The organism is Caldovatus sediminis (genome assembly GCF_014644455.1).
In the GTDB taxonomy this organism is placed as follows: domain Bacteria; phylum Pseudomonadota; class Alphaproteobacteria; order Acetobacterales; family Acetobacteraceae; genus Caldovatus; species Caldovatus sediminis.
The window spans coordinates 185,267-209,346 of sequence record NZ_BMKS01000005.1; the positions used below are offsets into that span (position 1 = coordinate 185,267).

General features: G+C 75.7%; 19 protein-coding genes. 13 read left to right on the top strand and 6 right to left on the bottom strand.

The window, feature by feature from the left end; all coding sequences use genetic code 11:
• Positions 1-2 precede the first annotated feature (2 nt).
• Together IEX99_RS10335 and IEX99_RS10340 are read left to right on the top strand one after the other, a co-directional pair.
• Complete coding sequence (locus IEX99_RS10335; protein WP_229677929.1) at positions 3-2,219, top strand: YjbH domain-containing protein; 2,217 nt, start codon at positions 3-5, stop codon at positions 2,217-2,219.
• Between the two features lie 71 nt (positions 2,220-2,290).
• A complete protein-coding gene (locus IEX99_RS10340; protein WP_188899953.1) occupies positions 2,291-3,358 on the top strand; it encodes a glycosyltransferase family 4 protein in 1,068 nt (355 codons plus the stop codon).
• A 99-nt stretch (positions 3,359-3,457) separates the two neighbouring features.
• Here the strand turns inward: IEX99_RS10340 and IEX99_RS10345 are convergent, their stop codons facing one another.
• Positions 3,458-4,174: a YjbF family lipoprotein gene (locus IEX99_RS10345; RefSeq protein ID WP_188899954.1), complete on the bottom strand. Its 717-nt coding sequence runs from the start codon at positions 4,172-4,174 to the stop codon at positions 3,458-3,460.
• A gap of 162 nt (positions 4,175-4,336) precedes the next feature.
• On the opposite strand from IEX99_RS10345, the gene IEX99_RS10350 reads away from it, so the two are divergent.
• The gene (locus IEX99_RS10350) at positions 4,337-5,038 is read left to right on the top strand and encodes a CBS domain-containing protein (RefSeq protein WP_229677930.1); all 702 of its coding nucleotides are present in this window, start codon (positions 4,337-4,339) and stop codon (positions 5,036-5,038) included.
• Here the strand turns inward: IEX99_RS10350 and IEX99_RS10355 are convergent.
• Entirely contained in the window at positions 5,023-6,360 is a 1,338-nt protein-coding gene (locus IEX99_RS10355; RefSeq protein ID WP_188899955.1) for an MFS transporter, read from the bottom strand. The genes IEX99_RS10350 and IEX99_RS10355 overlap by 16 nt on opposite strands.
• Before the next feature lie 45 nt (positions 6,361-6,405).
• Between IEX99_RS10355 and IEX99_RS10360 the strand changes: the two genes are divergently transcribed.
• On the top strand, positions 6,406-6,867 hold the full coding sequence (locus IEX99_RS10360; protein ID WP_188899956.1) for a DUF6789 family protein: 462 nt from the start codon (positions 6,406-6,408) through the stop codon (positions 6,865-6,867).
• Between the two features lie 144 nt (positions 6,868-7,011).
• Here the strand turns inward: IEX99_RS10360 and IEX99_RS10365 are convergent, their stop codons facing one another.
• Positions 7,012-11,766 (bottom strand): NAD-glutamate dehydrogenase domain-containing protein, encoded by a 4,755-nt coding sequence (locus tag IEX99_RS10365; protein WP_188899957.1) that lies wholly within the window; start codon positions 11,764-11,766, stop codon positions 7,012-7,014.
• Positions 11,767-11,917: 151 nt separating this feature from the next.
• Here IEX99_RS10365 and IEX99_RS10370 point away from each other — a divergent pair, with 151 nt between their 5' ends.
• From IEX99_RS10370 to IEX99_RS10405, 8 genes are all read left to right on the top strand, one after another.
• On the top strand, positions 11,918-13,174 hold the full coding sequence (locus tag IEX99_RS10370; protein WP_188899958.1) for a cupin domain-containing protein: 1,257 nt from the start codon (positions 11,918-11,920) through the stop codon (positions 13,172-13,174).
• Between the two features lie 25 nt (positions 13,175-13,199).
• Positions 13,200-13,649 carry an OmpA family protein gene (locus IEX99_RS10375; protein WP_188899959.1) on the top strand — a complete coding sequence of 150 codons (450 nt, stop codon included), beginning with the start codon at positions 13,200-13,202 and terminating at the stop codon, positions 13,647-13,649.
• Positions 13,650-13,847: 198 nt separating this feature from the next.
• Positions 13,848-14,033, top strand: coding sequence for a DUF1127 domain-containing protein (locus tag IEX99_RS10380; RefSeq protein ID WP_229677931.1), 186 nt, complete (start codon positions 13,848-13,850; stop codon positions 14,031-14,033).
• Positions 14,034-14,129: 96 nt separating this feature from the next.
• Complete coding sequence (locus IEX99_RS10385) at positions 14,130-14,924, top strand: alpha/beta fold hydrolase (protein WP_188899960.1); 795 nt, start codon at positions 14,130-14,132, stop codon at positions 14,922-14,924.
• 20 nt (positions 14,925-14,944) lie between these two features.
• Positions 14,945-16,192: an LLM class flavin-dependent oxidoreductase gene (locus IEX99_RS10390; RefSeq protein ID WP_188899961.1), complete on the top strand. Its 1,248-nt coding sequence runs from the start codon at positions 14,945-14,947 to the stop codon at positions 16,190-16,192.
• A gap of 117 nt (positions 16,193-16,309) precedes the next feature.
• Entirely contained in the window at positions 16,310-17,617 is a 1,308-nt protein-coding gene (locus IEX99_RS10395) for a thiolase family protein (RefSeq protein WP_188899962.1), read from the top strand.
• A complete protein-coding gene (locus tag IEX99_RS10400; RefSeq protein ID WP_188899963.1) occupies positions 17,598-18,062 on the top strand; it encodes an acyl-CoA thioesterase in 465 nt (154 codons plus the stop codon). Before IEX99_RS10395 ends, IEX99_RS10400 begins: the two co-directional genes overlap by 20 nt.
• Before the next feature lie 60 nt (positions 18,063-18,122).
• Positions 18,123-19,196 carry an NAD(P)-dependent oxidoreductase gene (locus tag IEX99_RS10405; protein ID WP_188899964.1) on the top strand — a complete coding sequence of 358 codons (1,074 nt, stop codon included), beginning with the start codon at positions 18,123-18,125 and terminating at the stop codon, positions 19,194-19,196.
• A gap of 19 nt (positions 19,197-19,215) precedes the next feature.
• Here IEX99_RS10405 and IEX99_RS10410 read toward each other — a convergent pair whose 3' ends face one another.
• Positions 19,216-20,535, bottom strand: a complete 1,320-nt coding sequence (locus IEX99_RS10410) for a TIM barrel protein (RefSeq protein WP_188899965.1) — start codon at positions 20,533-20,535, stop codon at positions 19,216-19,218.
• Positions 20,536-20,896: 361 nt separating this feature from the next.
• Here IEX99_RS10410 and lepA point away from each other — a divergent pair, with 361 nt between their 5' ends.
• On the top strand, positions 20,897-22,702 hold the full coding sequence (lepA, locus tag IEX99_RS10415; protein WP_188899966.1) for a translation elongation factor 4: 1,806 nt from the start codon (positions 20,897-20,899) through the stop codon (positions 22,700-22,702).
• 21 nt (positions 22,703-22,723) lie between these two features.
• Here the strand turns inward: lepA and aat are convergent, their stop codons facing one another.
• Positions 22,724-23,407: a leucyl/phenylalanyl-tRNA--protein transferase gene (aat, locus tag IEX99_RS10420; protein WP_188899967.1), complete on the bottom strand. Its 684-nt coding sequence runs from the start codon at positions 23,405-23,407 to the stop codon at positions 22,724-22,726.
• Positions 23,408-23,513: 106 nt separating this feature from the next.
• Positions 23,514-23,984 carry an Lrp/AsnC family transcriptional regulator gene (locus tag IEX99_RS10425; protein ID WP_188899968.1) on the bottom strand — a complete coding sequence of 157 codons (471 nt, stop codon included), beginning with the start codon at positions 23,982-23,984 and terminating at the stop codon, positions 23,514-23,516.
• Positions 23,985-24,080 lie beyond the last annotated feature (96 nt).

The window sequence follows — 24,080 nt, forward strand, 5'->3', positions numbered from 1 at the left end:
GCGTGGCGCGGGCTGCCTGCGGGGGGCTTCGCCGCATCGCCGGCCCCGGGCCGGCGATCCCGCCGCGCGGGGCCGGGAGGCCCCGGAGCCCGGCCTCCTGCCGCGCCGGCGCCCGCCTTCTGGCGCTGCTCGCCGCCCTCGGCCTCGTCCCCGCCGTCCGCTCCGAGGAGGTGCCGGCGACCGCCTCCGACTACGGCGGCGTCGGGCTGATCGAGATGCGCAACGCCCGCTTCCGGCCCGACGGGACGCTGGAGGCGGGCACCGCGCTGCGCCGCCAGCGGCGGTTCTGGTTCGCCGGCTTCCAGGCGCTGCCCTGGCTCGAGACGACCTTCCGCGTCACCGAGCGGCTGGACGCGACACGGGGCCGCGGCACCACCTCCGACCGCGCCCTCGACCTCAAGATCCGGCTCTGGACCGAGAGCGACTGGCGGCCGGCGCTCGCGATCGGCCTGCAGGACGCGATCGGCACCGGCCTCTACGCCGGCGAGTACCTAGTGGCGTCGAAACGCTGGTGGGATCTCGACGTCACGCTCGGGATCGGCTGGGGGCGGCTCGGCACCGGGGCGGATCTCGGCAATCCGCTGACCGCACTGCACCGCGGCTTCGCCGACCGCCCGCGCAGCGTCGGCGAGGGCGGCACGGTGCGCGTGCCCGGCTTCTTCCGCGGCGAGCGCGCGGCGGTCTTCGCCGGGCTGGAATGGAGCGTGCCGCCGCTGCCCGCGCCCTGGGGCGAGCTGGCGGGGCTGCGCGCCAAGCTCGAATGGTCGGGCGACGCGCTGCGCGACGAGCGCGGCGGCTATCCGGCGCGCCTCGATCCGCGCGCGGCGGGGCGGGCGCGGACGCGGCTGAACGCCGGGCTGCAATGGTCGAACGGCTGGATGGACGCCGGGCTGCACTTCGTGCACGGCACCGACCTGCTGTTCCGCCTCTCCTTCCGTCTCGATCCCTGGCGGCCGCCGGAGGCGGAGCGGCCGCCGCCGCCGCGCATGGCGCCGCGCCCGGTGGGCGGCGCGGGGGATGCCGGGATGGTCGCCGAGCGTGTCTTCGCGGCGCTGCGCGCGGCGGGATTCCGGCCGCTCGCCCTCGCGATCGCGGGCGATGCGGCGCGCATCGCCGTCGAGGGCGGCCGGCACCGCACCCTGGCGCAGACCGCCGGGCGGGTGCTGCGCGCCGCGCAGCCGCACCTGCCGGCGGCGGTGGAGCGCGTGGAGATCGCCTGGTCGCTGCTCGGCGTCGAGGTCGCGCGCCTCGAGCTGCCGCGCCGCGCGCTGGAGGACGCGGCCGCCGGCCGCGGCAGCGCCGAGGAGATCTTCGCCGGCGCCCTGCTGCTGCCGGCCGGGGGCGGCGATCCCTGGCCCGGCACGGTGCCCGGGCCGGCGGTCGGACCCGACTGGGGGATCGAGCCGCAATTGCGGCTGCTGCTCGGGGACGCCTCGCGGACGGCGCGCTGGGAGGCGGCGGGCGTGGCGGGGGCGCGGCTCTCCCTGCCGGCGGGGTTCGCGCTGGCGGGCGGGGTGCGGCAGACCGTGGCGGGCGATCTCGACCGCGGCCTGCCCTCCGACAGCCGGTTGCCGCATGTGCGCAGCGACTTCGCCCGCTACGCGCGCGAGGGCCGCACGGCGATCCCCGCGCTCTATCTCGAGCGGCTGTGGAACCCGGCGCCGGACTGGTTCGCGCGCGCCACCGCCGGCTATCTGGAGCCGATGTTCGCGGGCCTCTCCGGCGAGGTGCTGTGGCGGCCGCGGGAGTCGCCCATCGCGCTCGGGCTGGAGCTCGGCTATGTGGCGCAGCGGGCCTTCGACCAGCATTTCGGGCTGCGCCGCTACCGGGTGGCGACGGGGCACCTCTCGCTCTACGCCGACCTGCCGTGGTGGAACACCTATGCGGTGCTGCGCGCGGGGCGCTACCTCGCGGGCGACTGGGGGACGACGGTCGAGCTCGGCCGGCGCTTCGATTCGGGGATCGAGGTCGGGGCCTTCGCCACCTTCACCAACGTGCCCTTCGACCGCTTCGGCGAGGGGAGCTTCGACAAGGGGATCTATGTCCGCATCCCGCTCGACCTGTTCGGCGTGGAGACGCGCGGGCGGGCGGAGGCGCTGATCCGGCCGGTGCAGCGCGACGGCGGCCAGCGGCTGGCGGTGGACAACCCGCTGTGGGAGGTGGCGCGCGACGGGCGGGCGGACGCGCTGCGGCGCGGCGCGGCGGGGTTCGTCCGCTGAGCGCGCCCGCCCGGGCGCGGCCGCCGGCCGCTTGCCCGCCCGCGCCTTCTCGGCCATAGGCCGGCGCGCCCATGCTGCCCGAAGCCGTCCTTCGCCACCTGGCCTTCGCCGGGGGGCTCGCCCTGGTCTCCGCGCTCGCGGTGCGGCTGATGATCGCCTTCCCGATCCTCGACCACCCCGACGCGCGCAAGGCGCATGCCCATCCGACGCCCAAGGGCGGCGGGGTGGGGATCGTGCTGGCCTTCCTCCTCGGCATGCTGGTGCTGTTCGCGGCGGCGCGCTCGGCGCGGCTGGCCGATCCGCAGTTCCTCGGCGTGATCCTGGCCGCGGCCGCGATCGCCGCGGTGGCGCTCGCCGACGACATCCACGACTTCCGCTTCACCGTGAAGCTGGCGGCGCAGACCGCGGCGGCGCTGGTCGCGCTCGCCAGCGGGCTCGGCCTGACGCGGCTCGCCATCCCCTATGTCGGGCCGGTGGAGCTCGGCTGGCTCGGGCCGGCGCTGACGCTGTTCTGGATCGTCGCCTGCACCAACGCGGTGAACTTCATGGACGGGCTCGACGGGCTGGTCGGCGGGACGCTGCTGATCGCCTGCGCCGTGCTCTCCGCCATCGCGGCCTTCGAGGGCGGCTGGTTCGTCTACATCGCGGCGATGTTCCTGGCCGCGGGCCTGCTCGGCTTCCTGCCCTTCAACCTGCACCCGGCGCGCATCTTCATGGGCGATGTCGGCAGCCAGTTCTGCGGCTTCGTGATCGCCGTGCTGGCGGTGGCGAGCGCCAGGTTCGACGCGGCGCAGCTCTCCTTCCTGCTGGTGCCGCTGCTGCTCTTCGGGCTGCTGTTCGACACCGGCTTCACCCTGCTGCGCCGCGCCGCGATGGGCGAGCGGCTGAGCGCGCCGCACCGGACGCACCTCTACCAGCTCGCGCAGCGGAGCGGCGTGCCGGTGCGCGCGGTGGCGGCGCTGCACTGGGGTTTCGTCGCCTTCCACGCCGGCCTCGCGGTGCTGTTCCTGCGCCTGCCGCCGTGGGCGAAGCCGCTGGTGGTGCTGCCGGCGCTGGCGGTGCAGCTGCTGTGGCTGGCTTACGTGGCGCTGCGGGTGCGGCGGGCGGGGATCGGCTGGCGGGGGGCGGCGCGGGGCTAGAGCCGTCTTCGCTCGGCTGTGCTCGCTGCAACGGCTCCCGCTCGTTGTCTGCCGAGCCGATCCACGCTCCCGGCTGTTCCCGGCCGTCCGCGATCTGCTCTAGCGGGCGGCCGCGCCGGGCCCGGGCGGCGCCAGCACCTCCATCGCCAGCGGCGGCGTGTCCTCGCCGATCCACTGCACGGAGCGGAACACGGCGCCGGTGCGCGGATCGGCCCAGAAGCGGTTGGTGAACCGGGCGTCGCCGCCGCAGCGCTCCTCGATCAGCAGGACCTCCTCCTCCGGCGCCTCGGCGCCGCGCAGGCGGCAGGTGAGCACGAGGCCGAAGCGCATGCCGGCGGGGCCGCCGCCGGCGCGGGCGAGGTCCACGGTGCGGCGGGCGCGCCGCTCGCGTCCGACCAGGGCGCGGGGATCGTCCAGCGGGTCGGGGTCGTCGAAGCGGGTGGCGGTGACGCGCTCGGCGAGGCCGGCGGTGGCGACGACGCGCGCGCCGTCGGTCGCCACCACCACGCCGCCGACGCTGCGCCAGAGCCGGCGCTCGCCCTGCTGCTGGATCAGGAGGGCGCGGGCGCGGCGGCTGCCGAGGCGGAGCGAGAGCGCGGGTTCCTCCGCGGAGGGGGCGTCCTGCCCCGGCTCGGCGCGCCAGTCCACCGGGCGTTCCGGCTCGATGCCGTCGCGGCGCGGCAGGATCAGCTCGCCGAACGGCCAGAGCGCCGCGCGCGCCACGTCGCCCATCGTCGTCTGGCCGCAGCCGGGCGCGAGGGCGATGGCCGCGAGCGGCAGGAGGACGGGCAACGGCGCGCGGCGGCGGCGGCGCATGGCCCCCGGCTAGCACGGGCCGGCCCGGGGCGCGACGGCCGCGCCGGCGGTTCACGGCGTTTTCGCGCTGGGCGGCGGGGTCCGCGGATTTGACCTGGCGCAATGCGCAATTGAGGCGGGCCGCGCAACGTCCGGCCCGCGAGACCGGAGGAGGCTCTCCCCATGCAAGGCCTGCGCGCCCGCGACCTGATGACCCCGGACGTCGTCACCGTGCCCCCCGACACGCCGGTGACCGCGATCGCCCGGCTGCTCGCCGAGCGGGGCATCTCCGCGGTGCCGGTGACGGAGGCGGACGGCACGCTGCGCGGCATCGTCACCGAGGCCGACCTGATCCGCCGCCTGGCCGGGGAGGAGGACGAGCCGCCGGGCTGGCTCGGCAGCCTCTTCGCCGACCCCGAGGCGCTCGCCGACCGCTACGCGCGCACCCACGGCCTGACCGCCGACGAGGTGATGACCGAGCAGGTCGTGACCGTCGGGCCGGACGAGACCGCGCAGCGCATCGCCCACATCATGGAGGAGCGCGGCATCCGCCGCGTGGTGGTGACGGAGGGCGGGCGCCTCAGGGGCATCGTCAGCCGCGCCGACCTGCTGCACGCCCTGATCGCGCCGCCGCAGCCCGAATCGGCGGAACTGTCCGACGAGCGCATCCGGCGCGCGGTGCTGGCGGCGATGCGCCGGGAGCCCTGGGTGGACACCTTCTACACCATGGTCGAGGTGAAGGACGGGGTGGTCACCTTCCACGGCTTCCGGCGCTCGGACGCGGTGCAGCGGGCGCTGCGCGTGCTCGCCGAGAACGTGCCGGGCGTGCGCAAGGTGGAGGACCAGACGCGTCCGGTGCCGGCCTTCATCTACGTGGCGTCGTGAGGCGGCGCGGCCGCCGGTGCCGCCGCCGGTCCGGTCGTCGCCGGCGCGGCCGCCGCGTGCGGCGGCTCGCTGATCGTGGCGAGGATCGCCGCGCCGGCGCCGAGGAAGACCAGCACCGTCGCCATGCCGGCACGCTGGCTGCCGGTCGCCTCCGTCACCGCGGCCAGGGTCGCGGGGCCGAGGAAGGAGGTGATGCGGCCGGAGAGGGCGAACAGGCCGAAATGCGCGGCCTCCTCGCCCTGCGGCGAGAGGCGCGCCATCAGGGTGCGGCTCGCCGCCTGCGCGGGGCCGAAGAACAGGCCGAGCGCGAGCGCGAGGGCCCAGAAGGCGGTCTTGCCCTCGACCAGCAGCAGCGCGGCGCCGATCGTGATCAGGGAGCCGAGCGCGAGCAGGACGGTGCGGCGGGAGCCGAGCCGGTCCTCGACCAGCCCGAAGCCGGCGGCGCCGAGCCCGGCGGTGACGTTGAGCGCGATGCCGAAGACGAGGACCTCCTCGATGCCCATGCCGAAGACGCCGGCGGCGAAGATCGCGCCGAAGGCGAACAGCGTGTTCAGGCCGTCGGTGTAGAACAGTCGCGCGACCAGGAACCGGAGCAGCGTCGGGTTGCCGGGCAGGGTGCGCAGCAGCGCGGCGACGTCGCGCAGGCCGGTCCGCGCCGCCGTGCCCAGGGGGGGGCGCAGGACGCGCGGCGGATCGGGCAGCGCGAGCAGCACCGGCCAGCCGAAGCCGATCATCCAGGCGCCGACCAGCAGCGCCACGGCGCGCACGTGCTCCGCCTCGTCGCGGTCGAGGCCGAAGGGCGGAGGATCGGGCCGCACCAGCACGAACAGCGCGATGGCGAGGCAGGCGAGGCCCCCGACGTAGCCGAGGCCCCAGGCGAGGCCCGAGAGGCGTCCGATCCGCTCCGGCGTCGCGACGCGCGGCAGCATCGCGTTGTAGAACACCGTGCCGAGCTCGAACGCGACGGTGGCGACGCCGACGCAGGCGAGTGCCCACAGGGTCCACGCCGGGTCGGGCCGCGCGAACCAGACCAGCGCCGTGGCGCCGGCGGCGACGACGGTGCAGGCGAGCAGCATCAGCCGCTGCCGCCCGCCGGCGTCGGCGACCGCGCCGAGCGCGGGCGAGAGCAGCGCGATGGCGAGGCCGGCGGCGGTCTGCATCCAGCCCCACTGCGCCTGGCCGGTGACCGGATCGGGCGCGACGCCGCTGGCGAAATAGGCGGCGATGACGAAGGTCGAGACGACCGTCGGGAACGCGCTGTTGGCCCAGTCGTAGAGCGCCCAGGCCAGGGCCTTGCCCGGGGTCGCCGTGCCTGACGTCATGGCGCGGCGGGGCGGGGGCGCGGAGGCGCGGGGGAGGGAGCGACCATGGTGGACATCGGCCGGGGCATGGCGGCGGGCTTCGTCGCGACGATGGTGTTCTCGCTGCTCGTGCTGGCGGCGGTGGCGCTCGGACTGATGCCGCAGCTCGCCGCGGTGGCGATGTTCGGCCGCGTGCTCTGGGCGCAGGGCGCGCCGGCGGTGGCGTGGATCGCGCACTTCCTCATCGGGACGGTGCTCTGGGGCGGGCTGTTCGCGGCCTTCTCGCCGCGCCTGCCGGGGCGCACCCACACCGCGCGCGGCATGGCGTTCGGCCTCGTCACCTGGCTGCTCGCCATGGTTGTCCTGATGCCGCTGGCCGGCGCCGGGCCGTTCGGGCTCTCGCTCGGGCCGCTGGCGCCGCCGACCACCCTGGCGTTGCACCTCGCCTTCGGCGCCGTGCTCGGCGCGACCTACAGCTGGCTGCTGGAGCGGCGCGCCCAGGAGGGGCGCGGCACGCCGGGCGGCTAGGGCCGTTTTCGCTCGGCTGCGCCCGCTGCGCGATTCCGGCCCGCTGTTTGCCGAGCCGATCCGCGCGCCCGGGTGTTCCCGGCCGTCCGCGATCCGCCCCGGGCGCCCCGCCGGGCGGCGGCGGGCCGCGATGGCGCCGCCGGCTCACGCCAGCGCCGCCAGGGCGCGGCTGGCGACGGTGACGGCGGCGAGATCCGCGACGCCGGCCGCCTCCCGCGCCAGCCGCGCGGCGGCGGCGGCGCGGCCCGGGTCCGGCGCCTTGCCGCGCAGCCGGGCGAGGGCGAGCCGCATCTGGCTCGCCGTCAGCTCGTCGAGCAGCGCCGCCTTGGCGCGGGCGCCGAAGGCGCCGGGGGCGCGCGCGGCGGCGGTGGCGGCGCGCAGGGCGTCGAGCGCGAAGGCCTCGCCGGTGGCGCCCCAGGCGGCGGCGGCCTCGGCCGGCGCCACCCCGGCCAGGTCCGCCAGCCGCACGATCGCCGGCGCGGCGGCGAGGCGGGGCGCGGCGGCGACCAGCGCCGCGGGCTCCGCCGGCAGCCCGGCCTCGCGCAGCCCGGCCGCCGCGGCGTCGGCGCGCGCCGCCTCGGCCAGTGTCAGCGCCGCGACGCCCGGGCGCAGCATCGCCACCGCCTCGGCCAGCGGGCCGGCGGCGTCCGGCGCGGCGGCGAGCAGCTCGCGCGCCGCCGCCTCCTGCAGGCGGCGCAGCGCGAGCAGCGCGGCGAGGCGCGTGCCCGCGGGCGCCGGCGCGGCGTCGATCGCCTCCGCCGCCGCCTCGAGGCCGAAGGCGGCGTCGGCGAGCCAGGCGGCGCGCGCCGCGGCGGCCGGCGCCGCCTCCGTCGTCAGCCGCCCGAGCGCGGCGCAGCCGAGGCGGTTGGCGACGGCGTTGGCGAGGATCGTGGCGATCAGCTCGCGCCGCAGCCGGTGGCGGCGGGCGAAGCGGGCGAAGCGCGCCTCGCGCAGCGGGGCGGGGAAGTAGGCGAGCAGCAGCGGCTCCAGCGCCGGGTCGTCGGGCAGGGCGCTCTGCGCGATGGCGTCGGTGAGCCAGAGCTTGGCGAAGGGCAGCAGCGCGGCGAGCTCCGGCCGCGTGAACGCCTGGCCGGCGGTGATCCGCGCGCCGAGCGCCGCCGCGTCCGGCAGGCCGGCGACGGCGCGGTCGAGCAGGCCCTCCGCCTCGAGCCGCGCGATCAGCGCCGCCTGGGCGGGCAGCTCCTCGGCGCCGGGCAGGGCCTCGAGGCTGATCGCGAGCGACTGCCGGTGGTTGTCGCGCAGCACCAGCGCGGCGACCTCGTCGGTCATGGCGGCGAGCAGCTCGTCGCGCTGGCGGCGCGTGATGACGCCCTCGGCCATCGCGTCGGCGAGGAGGATCTTGATGTTGACCTCGTGGTCGGAGGTCGAGACGCCGGCGGAATTGTCGAGCGCGTCGGTGTTGATGCGCCCGCCCTGGCCGCCGGCGCCGAGGCGGGCGTACTCGACGCGCCCGGCCTGGGTGACGCCGAGATTGGCGCCCTCGCCGACGACGCGCGCGCGGAGGTCGCGGCCGTCCACGCGCACCGCGTCGTTGGCGCGGTCGCCGACCTCGGCGTGGCTCTCCGTGCTCGCCTTCACGTAGGTGCCGATGCCGCCGAAGTAGAGCAGGTCCACCGGGGCGCGCAGGATGGCGCGGATCACCGCGGCGGGCTCGGGCCTCTCCTCCTCGATGCCGAGCAGGGCGCGCGCCTCGGGCGAGAGCGGCACCGTCTTGGCGCTGCGCGGATGGACGCCGCCGCCGGGGGAGAGCTTCGCCGGGTCGTAGTCGGCCCAGGAGGAGCGCGGCAGGGCGAAGAGCCGCGCGCGCTCCTGGTAGGACAGCTCCGGGTCCGGGTCGGGGTCCACGAAGATGTGGCGGTGGTCGAAGGCGGCGAGCAGGCGGGTCCTGCGGCTGATCAGCATCCCGTTGCCGAACACGTCGCCGCTCATGTCGCCGACGCCGACGCAGGTGAAGGGCGCGTCGTGCACGCCGCGGCCGAGCGCCTCCCGGAAGTGGCGCTCGATCATCACCCAGGCGCCGCGCGCGGTGATGCCCATGCGCTTGTGGTCGTAGCCGGCCGAGCCGCCGGAGGCGAAGGCGTCGCCGAGCCAGAAGCCGTACTCGGCGGCGATCGCGTTGGCGATGTCGGAGAAGCTCGCGGTGCCCTTGTCGGCGGCGGCGACGATGTAGGGGTCGTCGCCGTCGCGCCGCACGATCCCCTCCGGCGTCACCACCCGGTCGCCGAGGATGTTGTCGGTGAGGTCGAGCATGGCGCGGATCAGCGTGCGGTAGCAGGCGACGCCCTCGGCCTGGAACGCCTCGCGGTCGGTCGCGGGCGGCGGGCGCCTGAGGACGAAGCCGCCCTTGGCGCCGGTCGGCACGATGACGACGTTCTTGAGCACCTGCGCCTTCATCAGGCCGAGGATCTCGGTGCGGAAGTCCTCGCGCCGGTCGGACCAGCGGATGCCGCCGCGCGCCACCGGGCCGGCGCGCAGGTGGCAGCCCTCCATGCGCGGGGAGAGGACGAAGATCTCGCGCCAGGGGCGGGGCGCGGGCATGTCGCCGGCCCGGGCGCTGTCGATCTTCAGCGCGAGGTAGTCCCTGCCCTGGTGGAAGTTGCTGCGCAGCACGGCGCGCGCGAGTGTCATCAGGCGCGAGAGGATGCGGTCCTCGTCCGGGTTCTCGACGCCGGCGAGCAGCGCCTCCCAGGCGGCCTCCAGCGCGGCCTCGCGCGCCGGATCGCGCGGGCGGGCGGGGTCGAAGCGGGCGTGGAACAGGTCCACGAGGATGCGCGCGGCCCCGGGATGGGCGGAGAGCGCCTGCTCGACGCTCGGCTGGGCGAAGGGGAAGCCGACCTGCTTGAGCCAGCGGAACATGGCGCGCAGCAGCCGGCATTCCTGCCAGGTGAGGCCGGCGCGCAGGACCAGGCGGTTGAAGCCGTCGGCGTCCGCGCGGCCCTCCTGCAGCGCGGCGAGCGCCTCGAGCAGCGCGGCGTCGCGCTCCTCGCCGCAGGGCATCGCGGCGCGCAGCGCGAAGACGTGCAGCACCACCTCCGCCGCGTCCGCCGGGGTCAGGCGGTAGGCCACCTCCTCGATCGCGCGCAGGTCGAGGCTCTCGAACAGCGGCAGCGCGTCGGCGAGCGCGATGGCGCCGCCCGGGTTGGCGACGCGCAGGGTCAGCGCCTCGGCCGGCGCGCCGGGGGCGCGCTCGATCCGCGCGGCGGGGCGGCCGGCGGCGAGGGCGCGCTCGGCGAGGTGCAGGTCGGCGACGCCCTGCGCCGCGGTGGCGACCTCGCGGTAGGTCGGCGGGAAGGCCTCGCGCCAGCGGGCGAGCAGGCGGGCCGCCTCGGCCTCGCCCGCCTCCGCGGCGAGCGCCTCGGCGAGGCGGTCGCGGAAGCCGCGCGCGGCCTGGGCGACCGCGGCCTCCAGCGCCGCCGCGTCCACCGCGGGGACGCGGCCGGGGACGGTGGCGATGATGTAGTGCACGCGCGCGAGCGGGGCGTCGCCGACCGCGACGTAGTTGGCCGAGAGCCGCCCCTCGTGCGCGCGCGCCAGCATCGCGCCGACGCGCTCGCGCAGGCGCGTGTCGAAGGTGTCGCGCGGCAGCCAGGCGATGGCGGAGACGAAGCGCCCGAACGGGTCGCGCCGCAGCACCAGCGCCGTGCGCGGATGGATCTGCAGGTCGAGGGCGCGGCGGGCGCCGGCCAGGATCTCCGCCTCCGGCGCCTGGAACAGCTCGTCGCGCGGCCAGGTGTCGAGGATGTTGCGCATCGCCCGGCCGTCGTGGCTGTTCGGGTCGACGCCGGCCATGGCGAGGATGCGGTCCGTCTTCTCCCGCAGCAGCGGGATCGAGCGCGGGTTGCGGTTGTAGGCCGAGGCGGCGAACAGGCCGAGGAACAGCCGCGCGCCGGCGACGCGCCCGCCGGCGCCGTAGATGCGCGTCGCCACCACGTCGGCGTGCTGCGGGCGGTGCACGCTGGAGCGCATGTTGGCCTTGGCGACGGCGAGCGGCGCCGCCGGGTCGAGCAGCGCCGCGCGCACCGCGGGCGGCACGGCGGAGAGGTCGCGCAGCACGTCGAACACCGCCACCGCGGGGTCGCGCAGCAGGCCGAGATTCTCCGCCTCGACCACGGCGAGCCCGCCCGTGGGCGAGACGGCGAAGCGGCGGTGGCCGAGCAGGACGAAATTCTCCTCCGCCAGCCAGCGCAGGAATTCGCGGGCGACCGCGGGCTCCAGGGCGGCGCCCTCCCTGTCCGGCGCGGGGGGCGGCGCGGCGGCGAGCTCGGCCTCGGCCTCGCGCAGCCGGGCGAGCATGGCGGGGAAGTCCTCGACGGCGGCGCGCAGCTCGCCCATGGCGCGGCGCAGCGCCGCCTCGAGCCCGTCCCAGCCCTCGCCGGCGGCGGCGGGGCCGTCGCCGGCGAGCGTGATGCGCATCATGCTCTCGCGGTCGGGCGCGGCCGGGTCTATCGCGAGCAGCCGGCCGGTCGCGGGGTCGCGCCGCACCGGGACGACCGGGTGGAGCAGGCGCTGCACCGTCCGCCCGCGCAGCGAGAGCGCGGCGAGCGCGGTGTCCACGAGGAAGGGCATGTCGTCGGTGACGATCTCCGCCACCGCGCGCGGGCCGCGGCCGGGGCCGGGGGGGAGGATGCGGACCTTGGCGGTGCGCGGCGTCCGCTCGGCGGCGAAGGACCAGAGGCTGGCGGCGGCGGCGGCGAGCGATTCGGGGGATTCGGCGGCGAGTTCCGCGGTCGGCAGCGCGGCGTGCAGGCGGCGGAGCAGCTCGGCGGCATCGGGCGGGAGGTCGGGGGCGAGGCGGCAGAGCGCCTCCGCGGCGGCGCGCAGCAGCTCCTCCCTCGCCGTGTCCCGCAGCTCAAGGCCGCCGCTTCGGTCGTCGGGCATCGGATGGGCCTCTCCCTCGCTGCCGGCAGGATCGTCCGGGCGGCGCGCCGGGGGCAAGCGTTCCGGTCCCGGCCCGGAGGGGCGCGCCGGAGGCGCCGCCGCCCCGGGAGCGGCCCTGCCGCGCCGCCCGCCCCTCTGCTAGGTTCGGGCCATGACGATGACGTTGGCCGATCTCCTCGCGCCGATGGCGCCGGAGACCTTCTTCGCCGAGTACCACGACCGCCAGCCGCTGCACCTGCGCGGCGAGGCGGCGAAGTTCGCCTCCGTCCTCTCCTGGCGCCAGATCAACCGCCTGCTCGACATGACGCACATCTGGACCAGCCACTCGCTCAAGCTGGTGCTGGACGGGGTGCCGGTGCCGGCCGAGCAGTACTGCGTCCGCGCCACCACGCGCGACGCGGGCGTGCCGGGCCTGCAGCCCGACGCCCGGCGCGTGCAGGAGTGGGTGCGGCGCGGCGCCTCGGTGGTGATGAACGACGTGGACAGCCTCACCCCCGGCCTCGCCGCGGTGTCGGAGGCGCTGGAGTCCGCGGGGCTCGGGAAGGCGCAGGCGAACGTCTACATCTCCTGGCAGAGCCACAAGGCCTTCCCGGCGCACTACGACACCCACGACGTCTGGGCGGTGCAGGTCGAGGGCGAGAAGACCTGGAACGTCTGGGAGGGCCGCGCCGAGTGGCCGATCGCCCACCCGCTGTTCCGCGGCGAGGGGCAGGAGCACCACGAGCGCGCCAAGGGGGCGCTGCGCGCGAAGGTGGTGATGCGGCCGGGCGACCTGCTCTACCTGCCGCGCGGCTGGTACCACGACGCGCTGGCCGAGGCGCCGGCCTCGGTGCACGTCGCCTACGGCGTGCACGCGCCGCTCGGGATGGACCTCGTCAACCTGCTGTTCGAGCGGGCGCTGCAGGATGTCGAGTTCCGCAGGCCGCTGCCGCGCCAGGACGGCAGCGCGGCGGCGAGGTTCGCGCTGACCAGCCGGGCGGCGCAGCTCGGCGGCCGCCTCGCCGAGCTGTGCCGCGACCCGCGGGTGACGGCGGCGCTGGAGCAGATGATGCACGAGTTCCGCTTCCGCCGCGGCGGCAACGACCTGCTCGCGGCGCGCGGCCTGGCGCCGCCGGTCCCGGCCGGCGGCGCGGCGGGGACGGGGGGCGGCGAGGAGGGCGCGGCCTTCCGCGTGGTCGCGAACGGCGCGCGGCCGGTGCGGCGCGGCGCGGAGTTCGTGCTGAAGGCGCCGCAGGGCGGGGCCGCGCTGCCGCTCACCGCGGCGGAGGCCGAGGCGGTGGGCTGGATCCTGGCGCGGCCCGACGTGACCGAGGGCGAGCTGCGCGCGGCGCATCCGGCGGTGGACGCGGCCGGGCTGCTCGCGCGGCTGCGCGCGGCAGGCGTGCTCGCCACGGTTGCCGTTGCCTGAGCGCGGCACGCGGGGGCGGTCGGCGATGAGGGCGTGGTCGGCCCTGCCCCTGTTGCTGCTGCTCGGCGCGGCGGCGCCGCCGGCGGCCGCGCAGCCGCGGTCGTTCAGCTGCGTCGGCGCGGAGTGGCTGGAGGACGACGTCTTCGCCATACCCTTCGCGCGCATGAGCGCGACGGTCGAGGAGGCGGCGCGCGCCCCGCTCGCCGCCGCGGCGGCGCTGGCGCGCGCGAACCCGCTCCGGCTCATCTGCGTGCTCGGCCATGCCGCGGCGGACGAGGGCGGCGCCACCACCGGCCAGCGCCTGGCCGCGAGCCGCGCGCGGGCGGTGGCGGAGCGCCTCGCGGCGATGGGGGTGGAACGCGACCGCATCCGCGCGGAGGCGCGCCACGCCAGTTTCATGCCGCGCCCGCGGCGCGACCCCTGGGCCGGGCGCAGCGCCACCATCGTCGTGCTGCCGGAGCCGGTGACCCCTTAGCCCGCCGTCACTCCGGTCCCGCATGCCCGGGCGCGGTCGGGCGTTCCGGGCCGAGCGCACGGCGATGCGCGCGCAACGTCGCGCGCAACCTTTGCAATCCGCCGCGACATCGGACTGCAACAGCGGGCTGGCAGAATCCGCGGCGAGGACGGAGCCGGGAGAACCGCCGCCGCCCATCGCAAAAGGAGCCAGACCGACATGCCCGCCATGCTTTCCGCCCGGTCGAGGGCCGCGCTGCACCTCGGCCGCCTGATCGCCACCTGGCGCGCGCGCCACGTGGAGCGCCAGCAGCTCGCCGCGATGGACCATCGCGCGCTGCGCGACATCGGCCCCACCGTTGCCGACGTCCGTTCCGAGATCGGCAAGCCGTTCTGGCGCAGCTGAGCCCGCGCGGCACGCCGGCCGCGACGCCCGCGGCGGCCGCCACGGATTGACGCCGCGCCGGGCGGCTGCGACGCTCCCTCGCGGGAGGGACCGCGCATGGCCGGTGCGGTGGAGTGGCGGAAGAGCCTGGTCGAGGTCGCCGGGGTGCGGGTGGCGCTGAGCCGCGCCGGCAGCGGCCCGCCGCTGCTCCTCCTGCACCGCGACACCGGCACGCTCGAGCGCCTGCCCTTCCACGACGCGCTCGCCGAGCGCTTCGACGTGCTGATCCCGCGCCATCCCGGCTACGGCAGCGAGGCGCAGCGCGCGGACTGGATGCGCAGCGTGCGCGACCTCGCCGTGGTGCACCGCTGGCTGCTCTCCGCGCTCGGCATCGAGCGCTGCGCGGGGCTGCTCGGCCTCGGCTTCGGCGGCTGGGTGGCGGCGGAGATGGCGACGATGGCGCCGCGCGACCTGGACAGGCTCGTGCTGGTCGGGCCGATGGGCATCAGGCCGCCGGGCGAGGACCACATCCTCGACCAGGCGCTGCTGAGCTACATCGACTACGCCCGCGCCGGCTTCCACGACCAGGCGCGGTTCGACGCGATCTACGGCGCCGATCCCTCGACCGACCAGCTCGTCGAGTGGGACATCTGCCGCGAGACGAGCTTCCGCATCGCGTGGAAGCCCTACATGTACAGCCAGACCCTGCCGCACCTGCTCGGCGCCGTGCGCGCGCCGGCGCTGGTGGTGTGGGGCGCGGAGGACCGCGTGGTGCCGCCGAGCGCGGCGGAGCGCTGGATGGCGGGCCTGCGCGGCGCGCGGCTCGAGATGCTGCCGGAATGCGGCCATTGCGTGGAAATGGAGAGGCCGTCGGAGCTGGCCCGGCTGGTCGCCGGCTTCGTCGCGGGCTGAGGCGGGAGGAGCGGCGCGCCATGGAGATCCTGTACTTCACCGAGCAGCCCATGTCCGCCTACCCGGTCGAGGAGGGGCGGAAGTTCGGCGCCACGGCGCTGATGTTCTCCAACCGGCACTTCGATCCGGTCGCCGGCTCGCGGCTCTACAACGAGTACATCGAGCAGTACCGCCTCGCCGAGGCGGTCGGCTTCGACGGCATCATGCTGAACGAGCACCACAACGCGCCGTTCTGCATGCAGGCCAAGTGCAACATCTTCGCCGCGATCCTCGCCGCCATCACCGAGCGGGTGCGGATCGTGCTGCTCGGCAACCCGCTGCCGCTCGCCGAGAACCCGGTGCGGCTGGCGGAGGAGCTGGCGATGGTGGACATGATCTCGAAGGGCCGCCTCGTCTCCGGCTTCGTGCGCGGCGGCGGGCAGGAGCAGCTCGCCACCGGGGTGAACCCGGCCTACAACCGCGAGCGCTTCGAGGAGGCGCACGACCTGATCGTGCGCACCTGGACCGAGTTCGGCCCCTTCCGCTGGGAGGGCGCGCACTACCAGCAGCGGGTGGTGAACCCCTGGGCGCTGCCGCTGCAGAAGCCGCATCCGCGCATCTGGATCCCCGGCGTGATCAGCCGCGAGACGGTGGTCTGGGCGGCGCGGCACCGCTACCCCTACATCGCGCTCAACACCACGGTCGAGCAGACGCAGCGCATCTGGAAGCTCTACGACGACACCGCGGCCGAGGTCGGGTTCGAGGGCGGCCCGCCCTACCACGGCTACCTCAAGCAGGTGCACGTGGCGGAGACCGAGGAGAAGGCGATCGAGAACGCGCGGCAGTTCATGTGGATGCAGGGCGAGTTCACCGGCCTCGCGCATCCCGTGTGGAGCACGCCGTCGGGCTATTCCTCGCCGGAGAACCGGCGGGGGTTCGTGGAGTTCTCGGTCGGGCGCGGCGGCAATCCGCGCCGCCGCCCGCCCTTCGAGGAGCAGCTCGCGAGCAACATGATCATCGCCGGCACGCCGAGGACGGTGATCGCCAAGCTGCGGCAGGTGATGGAGCAGACGCGGCCGGGGATCATGGCGATGTGGGCGAACGACGGCGCGGTGTCGCACCGGGACTCGATGACCTGCATCCGCCTGTTCGGGCAGGAGGTGCTTCCGGCGATGCGCGAGATCGCGAGGGAGCTCGACCTGAAGAGCCCGTTCGAGGCGGCGACGCCGGTGAGCCTCGCCTTCTCGGCCGACCTGGCGCCGAAGGCGCCCGCCGCCGCGGCGGAGTGATCGGGCGCGGCGGGCCGCATTTTCCGCCTTGCCCGCGGCGCCGGCGGCGGCGAGACAATTCCGGACGGCTCCGGCCCGACGCGCGCCGGGGCCACCCCGTGCAGGGAGAGCACCGACATGCCCGAGGCTGCCGCCGCCACCACGACGACGTCCAGGACGGACCGCGCCCTCGCCTCCGCCTGGGAGGACGCCTGGCTGCTCGACGGCGTGCGCACGCCCTTCGCCGATCTCTGCGGCCCCTTCGCCCAGGTCTCGCCGACCGACCTCGGCATCAAGGCGGCGCGCGAGGCGCTGGCGCGCGCCGCGGTGGCGCCGGAGGAGGTGGGGACGGTCATCGCCGGCAGCCTCGCGCCCGGCGGCTTCGACGCGCTCTACCTGCCGCGCCATGTCGGCCTCTACGCCGGCGTGCCGATCGAGGTGCCCTCGGTGCTCGTCCAGCGGCTCTGCGGCACCGGCATCGAGGCGCTGATCCAGGCCGCGGACACGGTGACGCACAAGGAGGGGATCGAGGTCGCGCTCTGCGTCGGCACCGAGAGCATGAGCCGCAACCCGGTCGCCGCCTTCACCCACCGCACCGGCTTCGGCCTCGGCAGGGTGGAGTTCAAGGACTTCCTCTGGGAGGCGCTGCACGACCCGGCGCCGGGCGTGAACATGGGCGGCACGGCGGAGGAGCTCGCGCGCCGCTACCAGATCACCCGCGCCGAGGTGGACGCCTTCGCCGCGCGCAGCTTCGACCGCGCCCTCGCGGCGCAGGCGAGCGGCTTCCTCGAGGGCGAGATCGCGCCGGTGCGGAGCGAGGTCTTCACGCGGGAGGGCTACGCGGACCGCGCCATCGAGCTGCCGCGCAAGGTCGAGGAGGTGCGCGCGGACACGCATGTCCGCCCCTCGCCGGTGGAGGCGCTGGCGAAGATCCGGCCGGCCTTCGGCGGCGTGCAGACCGGGGGCAATTCCTCCGGCATGGTGGACGGCGCGGCGGCGGCGCTGGTCGTCTCCGGCGCCTGGCTGCGCGCCAACCGGCGCGCGCCGCTGGCGCGGCTGGTCGCGGGGGTCGCGGTCGGCTGCCCGCCGGAGATCATGGGCATCGGCCCGGTGCCGGCGATCCGCGCGCTGCTCGCCCGCACCGGCAGGACGCTCGCCGAGATAGACCGCATCGAGATCAACGAGGCCTTCGGCGCCCAGGTGATGGCCTGCGCGCGCGAGCTCGGCCTCGACGAGGACCGGCTGAACGTGAACGGCGGCGCCATCGCCATCGGCCACCCGCTGGCGGCGACGGGGCTGCGCATCGCGGTGACGCTGGCGCGCGAGCTGAGGCGCAGCGGCGGGCGCCTCGGCATCGCCTCCGCCTGCATCGGCGGCGGGCAGGGGATCGCGCTGCTGGTCGAGAACCCGGAGGCGGCGGCGGGCGGTGGCGCCGGCGCGCACTGACGGCGGGCCGCCCGGCTTCGTCCACGCGCGGCGCCTCGCCATCGAGTGGGGCGACTGCGACCCGGCGGGGATCGTCTTCTATCCCCGCTACTTCGCCATGTTCGACGCGAGCACGGCGGCGCTGTTCGCCGCCGCGCTCGGCATGGGCAAGGCCGCGATGCTCCGCCGCTTCGGCATCATCGGCATCCCGATGGTGGACACGCGGGCGTGGTTCCACGCGCCGAGCCGCTTCGGCGACGAGGTCGCGATCGAGAGCCGGGTGACGGCCTTCCGCCGCTCCAGCTTCGACGTCGCGCACCGGCTGCTGCGCGCCGACGGCACGCTCGGCGTCGAGGGGTTCGAGACCCGCGTCTGGGCGGCGCGCCATCCGGAGGACCCGGAGCGGATCCGGGGGGTCCCGGTGCCGGAGGAGGTGGTCGCGGCCTTCGCCGCCGCCCGGGCCTAGCCGGCCCCGGCCCCGGCTGGCATTCTGCCGGCCGCCTTCCAACGCGGGGATCGTGGACGGATGCAGGACACCAGGGCCGGCGGCGCGCCGGTGCGGCTCAGGATCGGCTATCTCGGCAAGCCGCCGCACCCGACGTTCTTCGAGCTCGCGCGCGCGCACCCCGAGCTCGAATTCGTCGAGATCGCGCCGGCCGATTCGGGCGAGGCGATGCGCGCGCCGCTCCGCGCCTGCCACGCCTACTACGTGAGGGCGTCGCGGCAGGAGCTGCCGAAGCCGCTGCACGTGACGGCGGAGTTCCTGGCCGCGGTGCCGAACCTGCTGGCGATGGTGAGCTCCGGCGCCGGCTTCGACCCGATCGACCTCGCCGCCTGCACCGACGCCGGCGTGCCGGTGATCAACCAGGCGGGCGCCAACGCGCAGGGCGTGGCGGAGCACGCGGTCGGCATGATGCTCGGCCTGCTCAAGCGCATGCCGGAGACGGGGGCGGCGATGCGGGCGGGGCGGGCGCAGGACCGCGCGGCCTTCATGGGGCGCGAGATCACGGGCCGCACCGTCGGCCTGGTCGGGATCGGCAATGTCGGCACGCGGGTCGCGGCGATCCTGCGCGCGGGCTTCGGCTGCCGCGTGCTCGCGGCCGATCCGTTCCTGGATGCCGCCACGGTGGCGGAGCGCGGGGCGGAGAAGGTGGAGCTGCCGGCGCTGCTCGCCGAGAGCGACGTGGTCTCGCTGCACTGCCCCTACGACGCGACGACGCGCGGCATGTTCGGCGCGGCGGCCTTCGCGGCGATGCGCGAGGGCGCGGTGTTCGTCACCACCGCGCGCGGCGGCATCCACGACGAGGCGGCGCTGCTCGCCGCGCTGGAGTCCGGCCGCCTCGCGGGCGCGGGGCTCGACGTCTGGGTGGACGAGCCGCCGCCGGTGGACCACCCGCTGCTCTCGCACCCGCGGGTGATCGCGACGCAGCACACGGCGGGCGTGACGGATGAGAGCCGCAGGCGCATCGCGCGCTACGCGGTGGAGGCCTTCGCCGACATCGCCGCCGGGCGCCGCCCGCCGCGGGTGCAGAACCCGCAGGCGCTGGACCGCTACCGCGCGCGCTGGGCGGCGGTGTTCGGCCGCGAGCCGGGGTTCTGAGCGGAGGCGCGCCGCGCCGTCAGGCGGGGACGCCGGCGGCGCGCGCCTTCTCGACGAGCCAGTCGCGCGCCGCCTGCATGTCCTCGAGCGAGCCGAAGGCGTTCATGTAGCGGCCGCGGTAGCCCTTGCCCTCGATGCGGCGGAACATGTCGCCGAAGTCGAAATCGCCCTCGCCGGGGCGGAGGTGCTGCTCCTTGCCGTTGCGGAAGCAGTCGGCGAGGCGGACCTCCTGCACCCGCTCCCAGGGGAGGCCCTCGACGAAGCCGGCGACGCCCTCCGGCACCAGGTGGGCGTGGTTGGCGGTGAAGGAGAGGGCAAGGGCAGGCGAGGCGATGCGCTCGTAGTACCAGCGCCATTCCTCCAGCGTGTGGGCGAGGTAGTGCACCTCGGCGTCGGGCGGCTCCTTGTTCAGGTTCTCGAGCAGCAGGACGACGCCCTTGCCCTCGGCGTAGGCGGCCGCGCGCTTGAGGCGCTCGAGCCCGGCCTCCATGCGCATCGCGACGTCGGAGGTGAAGTGGTAGCCGGCGTGCACGACGATGCTGCCGGCGCCGAGCCGCGGCGCGACGTCGATGTAGGCGCGCAGATAGGCGTCGGCCGCCTCCGACAGCAGCGGCGAGTACTCGGCGACGTTCACCGCCGAGAGGGTGTGCAGGCCGAGGTGGATGCCGTGCCGCTCCAGCGCGGCGCGGACGGCGGCGGCGCGCGCGTCGTCGAAGGCGGTGAAGGCGTTGGCGCCGGTGTCGAGCTGGATGTCGATGTGTCGCACGCCGTTGCGCGCGGCCCATTCGATGCCGTCCTCCAGCCGCAGCTTGCGGCCGATATCCACGCCGATCCGGTCGCGCAGGGAGTCCGCCATCGGCCTGTCTCCTCCTCTTCCTCGATCGCGATCACCCGCGCCGGCGCGTCGTCCGCCCCGGGGCTGAGCCGGATCGGCAGCGCGACGGCGAGGCAGCGCGGCGCGCGCAGCGTCCCCGTGTTGCAGAGAGAGATACTCGAACATGATGACGCCGCGCGCCAGCAGGCGGTGGTGCGAGGCGTGATCCTCCAGAGGCGGGCGCGCCGCGCCGGTGAGGAAGAGGCGGATCGGATAGTCCTGCGGGAAGTCGAAGCCGACGGCCTCGACGCCGCCCGGGTGCGGCCATTCCGCGGCCTCTGCGGCCATCCAGGGCGCGTCGGCCCAGAATGCCGGCGTGTCCAGGCCGCGGCGCTCGTCCCAGCGGGTCTTGAGGACCGCGATGTCGCCGCGGCGGAGATGGGCGCCGGCGGTGCGGGCCTCCCCGATCGGGCTGCTCTCCGGCACCTCGGAGAGGTCGAGCACCGCGGCATCGCCGAGCGTCATCTCGGGCGTGACGCGTCGATGGTGAAGCCGTGCGGGTTCCGGCCGGCTCGGGTGCCCTCGCTGCCGTCGCCGGCGGCGTGGCCCGTGAGCAGGCGGCGCCCGACGGGCCAGCGGAAATGGCCGGTGCGGACCGGGGTGGAAAGGGCGATCAGGCGGCGGGCCGGCACCGCGAGGCCGCCTCGTTTCGCGGGCGTGGCTGGCGCGCGGCGGCGCGATCCACCGAGGCCCCTCCCCGGCCGGGCGGTCCGGGCGCGCCCGGCGGACCGCAACGCTTTGAACCGGTGGCGATCTGCCCTATCTGACCGGCACAGAGCCGCCGGACCGCCCCCTGCTCCGCCCGCCGGCGCCATCCGGATTCCCGATGACCGACATCCCGCTTTCCCGCATCCGCAACTTCGCGATCATCGCGCACATCGACCACGGCAAGTCCACCCTGGCGGACCGGCTGATCCAGGCCACCGGCGCCCTTTCCGAGCGCGAGATGAAGGAGCAGGTGCTCGACTCCATGGAGCTCGAGCGCGAGCGCGGCATCACCATCAAGGCGCAGACCGTGCGCCTGCGCTACCGGGCGAAGGACGGGCAGGAGTACGAGCTGAACCTGATGGACACGCCCGGCCACGTGGACTTCGCCTACGAGGTCAGCCGCAGCCTCGCCGCCTGCGAGGGCTCGCTCCTGGTGGTGGACGCCTCGCAGGGCGTGGAGGCGCAGACCCTCGCCAACGTCTACCACGCGATCGAGGCCGGGCACGAGATCGTGCCGGTGCTGAACAAGATCGACCTCCCCGCGGCCGAGCCGGAGCGGGTGAAGCGCCAGATCGAGGAGGTGATCGGCCTCGACGCCTCCGACGCCGTCGAGGTCAGCGCCAAGACCGGCCTCAACATCGAGGGCGTGCTGGAGGCGATCGTCACGCGCCTCCCCCCGCCGAAGGGCGATCCCGCCGCGCCGACCAAGGCGCTGCTCGTGGATTCCTGGTACGACCCCTATCTCGGCGTCGTCGTGCTGGTGCGGGTGAAGGACGGGCGGCTGCGCAAGGGCCAGCGCATCCGCATGATGTCCACCGGCGCCGTGCACACGCTGGAGCAGGTCGGCGTCTTCACGCCGAAGATGGTCGCGGTGGAGGAGCTCGGGCCGGGCGAGATCGGCTACTTCACCGCCGCGATCAAGGCGGTGGCCGACACCAAGGTCGGCGACACCGTCACCGACGACCGCAACCCCGCCGCGGAGCCGCTGCCGGGCTTCAAGCCGAGCGTCCCGGTGGTGTGGTGCGGCCTCTACCCGGTGGACGCCGACGACTTCGAGAAGCTGCGCGACAGCCTCGCCAAGCTGCGGCTGAACGACGCCTCCTTCCACTACGAGCCGGAGACCTCCGCCGCGCTCGGCTTCGGCTTCCGCTGCGGCTTCCTCGGCCTGCTGCACCTCGAGATCGTGCAGGAGCGCCTGGCGCGCGAGTTCGGGCTCGACCTGATCGCGACCGCGCCCTCGGTCGTGTACCGGATCCGCAAGACCAACGGCGAGACGGTCGAGCTGCACAACCCGGCCGACATGCCGGACGGCAGCGTGGTGCAGAGCATCGAGGAGCCGTGGATCAAGGCCACGATCCTGGTGCCGGACGACTACCTCGGCGCCGTGCTCGCGCTCTGCAACGAGCGGCGCGGGCAGCAGGTGGAGCTGACCTATGTCGGCAGCCGCGCGATGCTGGTCTACCGCCTGCCGCTGAACGAGGTGGTGTTCGACTTCTACGACCGGCTGAAGTCCGTCTCGCGCGGCTACGCGAGCTTCGACTACGTGATGGACGGCTACGCCGAGAGCGACCTCGTCAAGGTCTCCATCCTGGTCAACAACGAGCCGGTGGACGCGCTCTCCTTCATGGCGCACCGCTCGGCGGCGGAGAAGCGCGGGCGGGCGATCTGCGAGAAGCTGAAGGAGCTGATCCCGCGCCAGCTCTTCAAGATCCCGATCCAGGCCGCGATCGGCGGGCGCATCATCGCGCGCGAGACGATCCCGGCGCTCGCCAAGGACGTCACCGCCAAGTGCTACGGCGGCGACATCACCCGCAAGCGCAAGCTCCTCGAGAAGCAGAAGGAGGGGAAGAAGCGCATGCGCCAGTTCGGCAAGGTCGAGATCCCGCAGAGCGCCTTCATCGCGGCGCTGAAGATGGGGGCCTGAGGCGGCCGCCGCGCGCCGGCGCTACGGCGCCGCCTCCCCGGTGCCGGCCCGCAGGCGGCGGATCTCGGCCGCCAGCACCGCGGGCTGCACGGCCCGCGGCCAGCGCGCCGGCGCCTCCACCGCCTCGGCGAGGCGGCGCTTGTACTCCGCGCGCGGGATCTCGACCGCGCCGAACTGCGCGAGGTGCGCGGTCAGGAACTGGGTGTCGAGCAGCGCGAAGCCGCCGAGGCGGAGCAGCGCCACCAGGTGCACCAGCCCCACCTTGGAGGCGTCGCGCGCGCGGCTGAACATGCTCTCGCCGAAGAAGGCGCCGCCCAGCGCCACGCCGTAGAGCCCGCCGACGAGCCGCCGGTCCTCGCTCCAGACTTCGATCGAATGGGCGTAGCCCTGGCGGTGCAGGGCGCCGAACAGGCGCTCGATCTCGGGGTTGATCCAGGTGTCCTCGCGCCCGGGGGCGCGCGCCGCGCAGCCCGCGATGACGGCGGCGAAGTCGGCATCCGCGGTGACCCGGAAGCGCCCGGAGAGCACGGTGCGGGCGAGCCGCCGCGGCAGGTGGAAGCCCTGATCGAGCGGCAGCACGCCGCGCAGCTCGGGGTCGAGCCAGTAGAGGCGGTCGCCCCAGCGGCTCTCGGCCATGGGGAACAGGCCCGCGCGGTAGGCGCGCAGCATCAGCTCGGGCGTGATCTCGAAGGAGCGGCGGCTCATGGCGCGGCGGGGGCGGCCTCGGGCCGCCAGTATGGCGCAGGACCGCGCGGCGCGGAAACGGGGCCGCTGCGCGGGCGGCGGCGCCCAGGCGCCGGCGGCCGGGGGCTCATTCCTCCTCCGGCGGCGCCGGGGCGACCGGCAGGATCGCGGTCTCCTTCGCCGTGGCGAGGGCGACCAGCACCTCGGTGCGGTCCACCGCGGCCTGCCCGCGCAGCCCCGCGAGGAAGCCCTCGAGCGCGGCGAGGTCGGGGAGGCGCAGCTTCAGCAGGTGGGTCCAGACGCCGCTCACCTGGTGGCATTCCAGCACCGCCTCCTCGCGCCGCATCGCCTTGCGGAAGGCCGCCTCCTCCTTGGCCCCGCCGCGCAGCGCGACGAAGACGAAGGCGAGCAGCGGGCATCCGACCGCCGCCGGGTCGAGGTCGGCGCGCCAGCCGCGGATCACCTGGCGCTCCTCCAGCCGCTTCACCCGCTCGGCGGTGGCGGAGACGGAAAGCCCCGCGACCTTGGAGAGTTCCGCCAGCCCCGCGCTGCCGTCCTGCTGCAGGGCGACGAGGATCTTCCGGTCTATCGCGTCCATGGCCGGAGGATATGCGCCTTTCGGGCCGGGCGGAACGGAAGCGGGCGGGGTTCGCGCGGAGGGTTGCGACCGGACGGCCATCCCGCTTCCCGTCCC

Bases quoted from the DNA above. Each gene is read 5' to 3' on its own strand.
- IEX99_RS10340 (WP_188899953.1), top strand. From the start codon at position 2,291: ATGCTGCCCGAAGCCGTCCTTCGCCACCTGGCCTTCGCCGGGGGGCTC.
- IEX99_RS10345 (WP_188899954.1), bottom strand. From the start codon at position 4,174: ATGCGCCGCCGCCGCCGCGCGCCGTTGCCCGTCCTCCTGCCGCTCGCG.
- IEX99_RS10350 (WP_229677930.1), top strand. From the start codon at position 4,337: ATGCAAGGCCTGCGCGCCCGCGACCTGATGACCCCGGACGTCGTCACC.
- IEX99_RS10355 (WP_188899955.1), bottom strand. From the start codon at position 6,360: ATGACGTCAGGCACGGCGACCCCGGGCAAGGCCCTGGCCTGGGCGCTC.
- IEX99_RS10360 (WP_188899956.1), top strand. From the start codon at position 6,406: ATGGTGGACATCGGCCGGGGCATGGCGGCGGGCTTCGTCGCGACGATG.
- IEX99_RS10365 (WP_188899957.1), bottom strand. From the start codon at position 11,766: ATGCCCGACGACCGAAGCGGCGGCCTTGAGCTGCGGGACACGGCGAGG.
- IEX99_RS10370 (WP_188899958.1), top strand. From the start codon at position 11,918: ATGACGATGACGTTGGCCGATCTCCTCGCGCCGATGGCGCCGGAGACC.
- IEX99_RS10375 (WP_188899959.1), top strand. From the start codon at position 13,200: ATGAGGGCGTGGTCGGCCCTGCCCCTGTTGCTGCTGCTCGGCGCGGCG.
- IEX99_RS10380 (WP_229677931.1), top strand. From the start codon at position 13,848: ATGCCCGCCATGCTTTCCGCCCGGTCGAGGGCCGCGCTGCACCTCGGC.
- IEX99_RS10385 (WP_188899960.1), top strand. From the start codon at position 14,130: ATGGCCGGTGCGGTGGAGTGGCGGAAGAGCCTGGTCGAGGTCGCCGGG.
- IEX99_RS10390 (WP_188899961.1), top strand. From the start codon at position 14,945: ATGGAGATCCTGTACTTCACCGAGCAGCCCATGTCCGCCTACCCGGTC.
- IEX99_RS10395 (WP_188899962.1), top strand. From the start codon at position 16,310: ATGCCCGAGGCTGCCGCCGCCACCACGACGACGTCCAGGACGGACCGC.
- IEX99_RS10405 (WP_188899964.1), top strand. From the start codon at position 18,123: ATGCAGGACACCAGGGCCGGCGGCGCGCCGGTGCGGCTCAGGATCGGC.
- IEX99_RS10410 (WP_188899965.1), bottom strand. From the start codon at position 20,535: ATGACGCTCGGCGATGCCGCGGTGCTCGACCTCTCCGAGGTGCCGGAG.
- lepA (WP_188899966.1), top strand. From the start codon at position 20,897: ATGACCGACATCCCGCTTTCCCGCATCCGCAACTTCGCGATCATCGCG.
- aat (WP_188899967.1), bottom strand. From the start codon at position 23,407: ATGAGCCGCCGCTCCTTCGAGATCACGCCCGAGCTGATGCTGCGCGCC.
- IEX99_RS10425 (WP_188899968.1), bottom strand. From the start codon at position 23,984: ATGGACGCGATAGACCGGAAGATCCTCGTCGCCCTGCAGCAGGACGGC.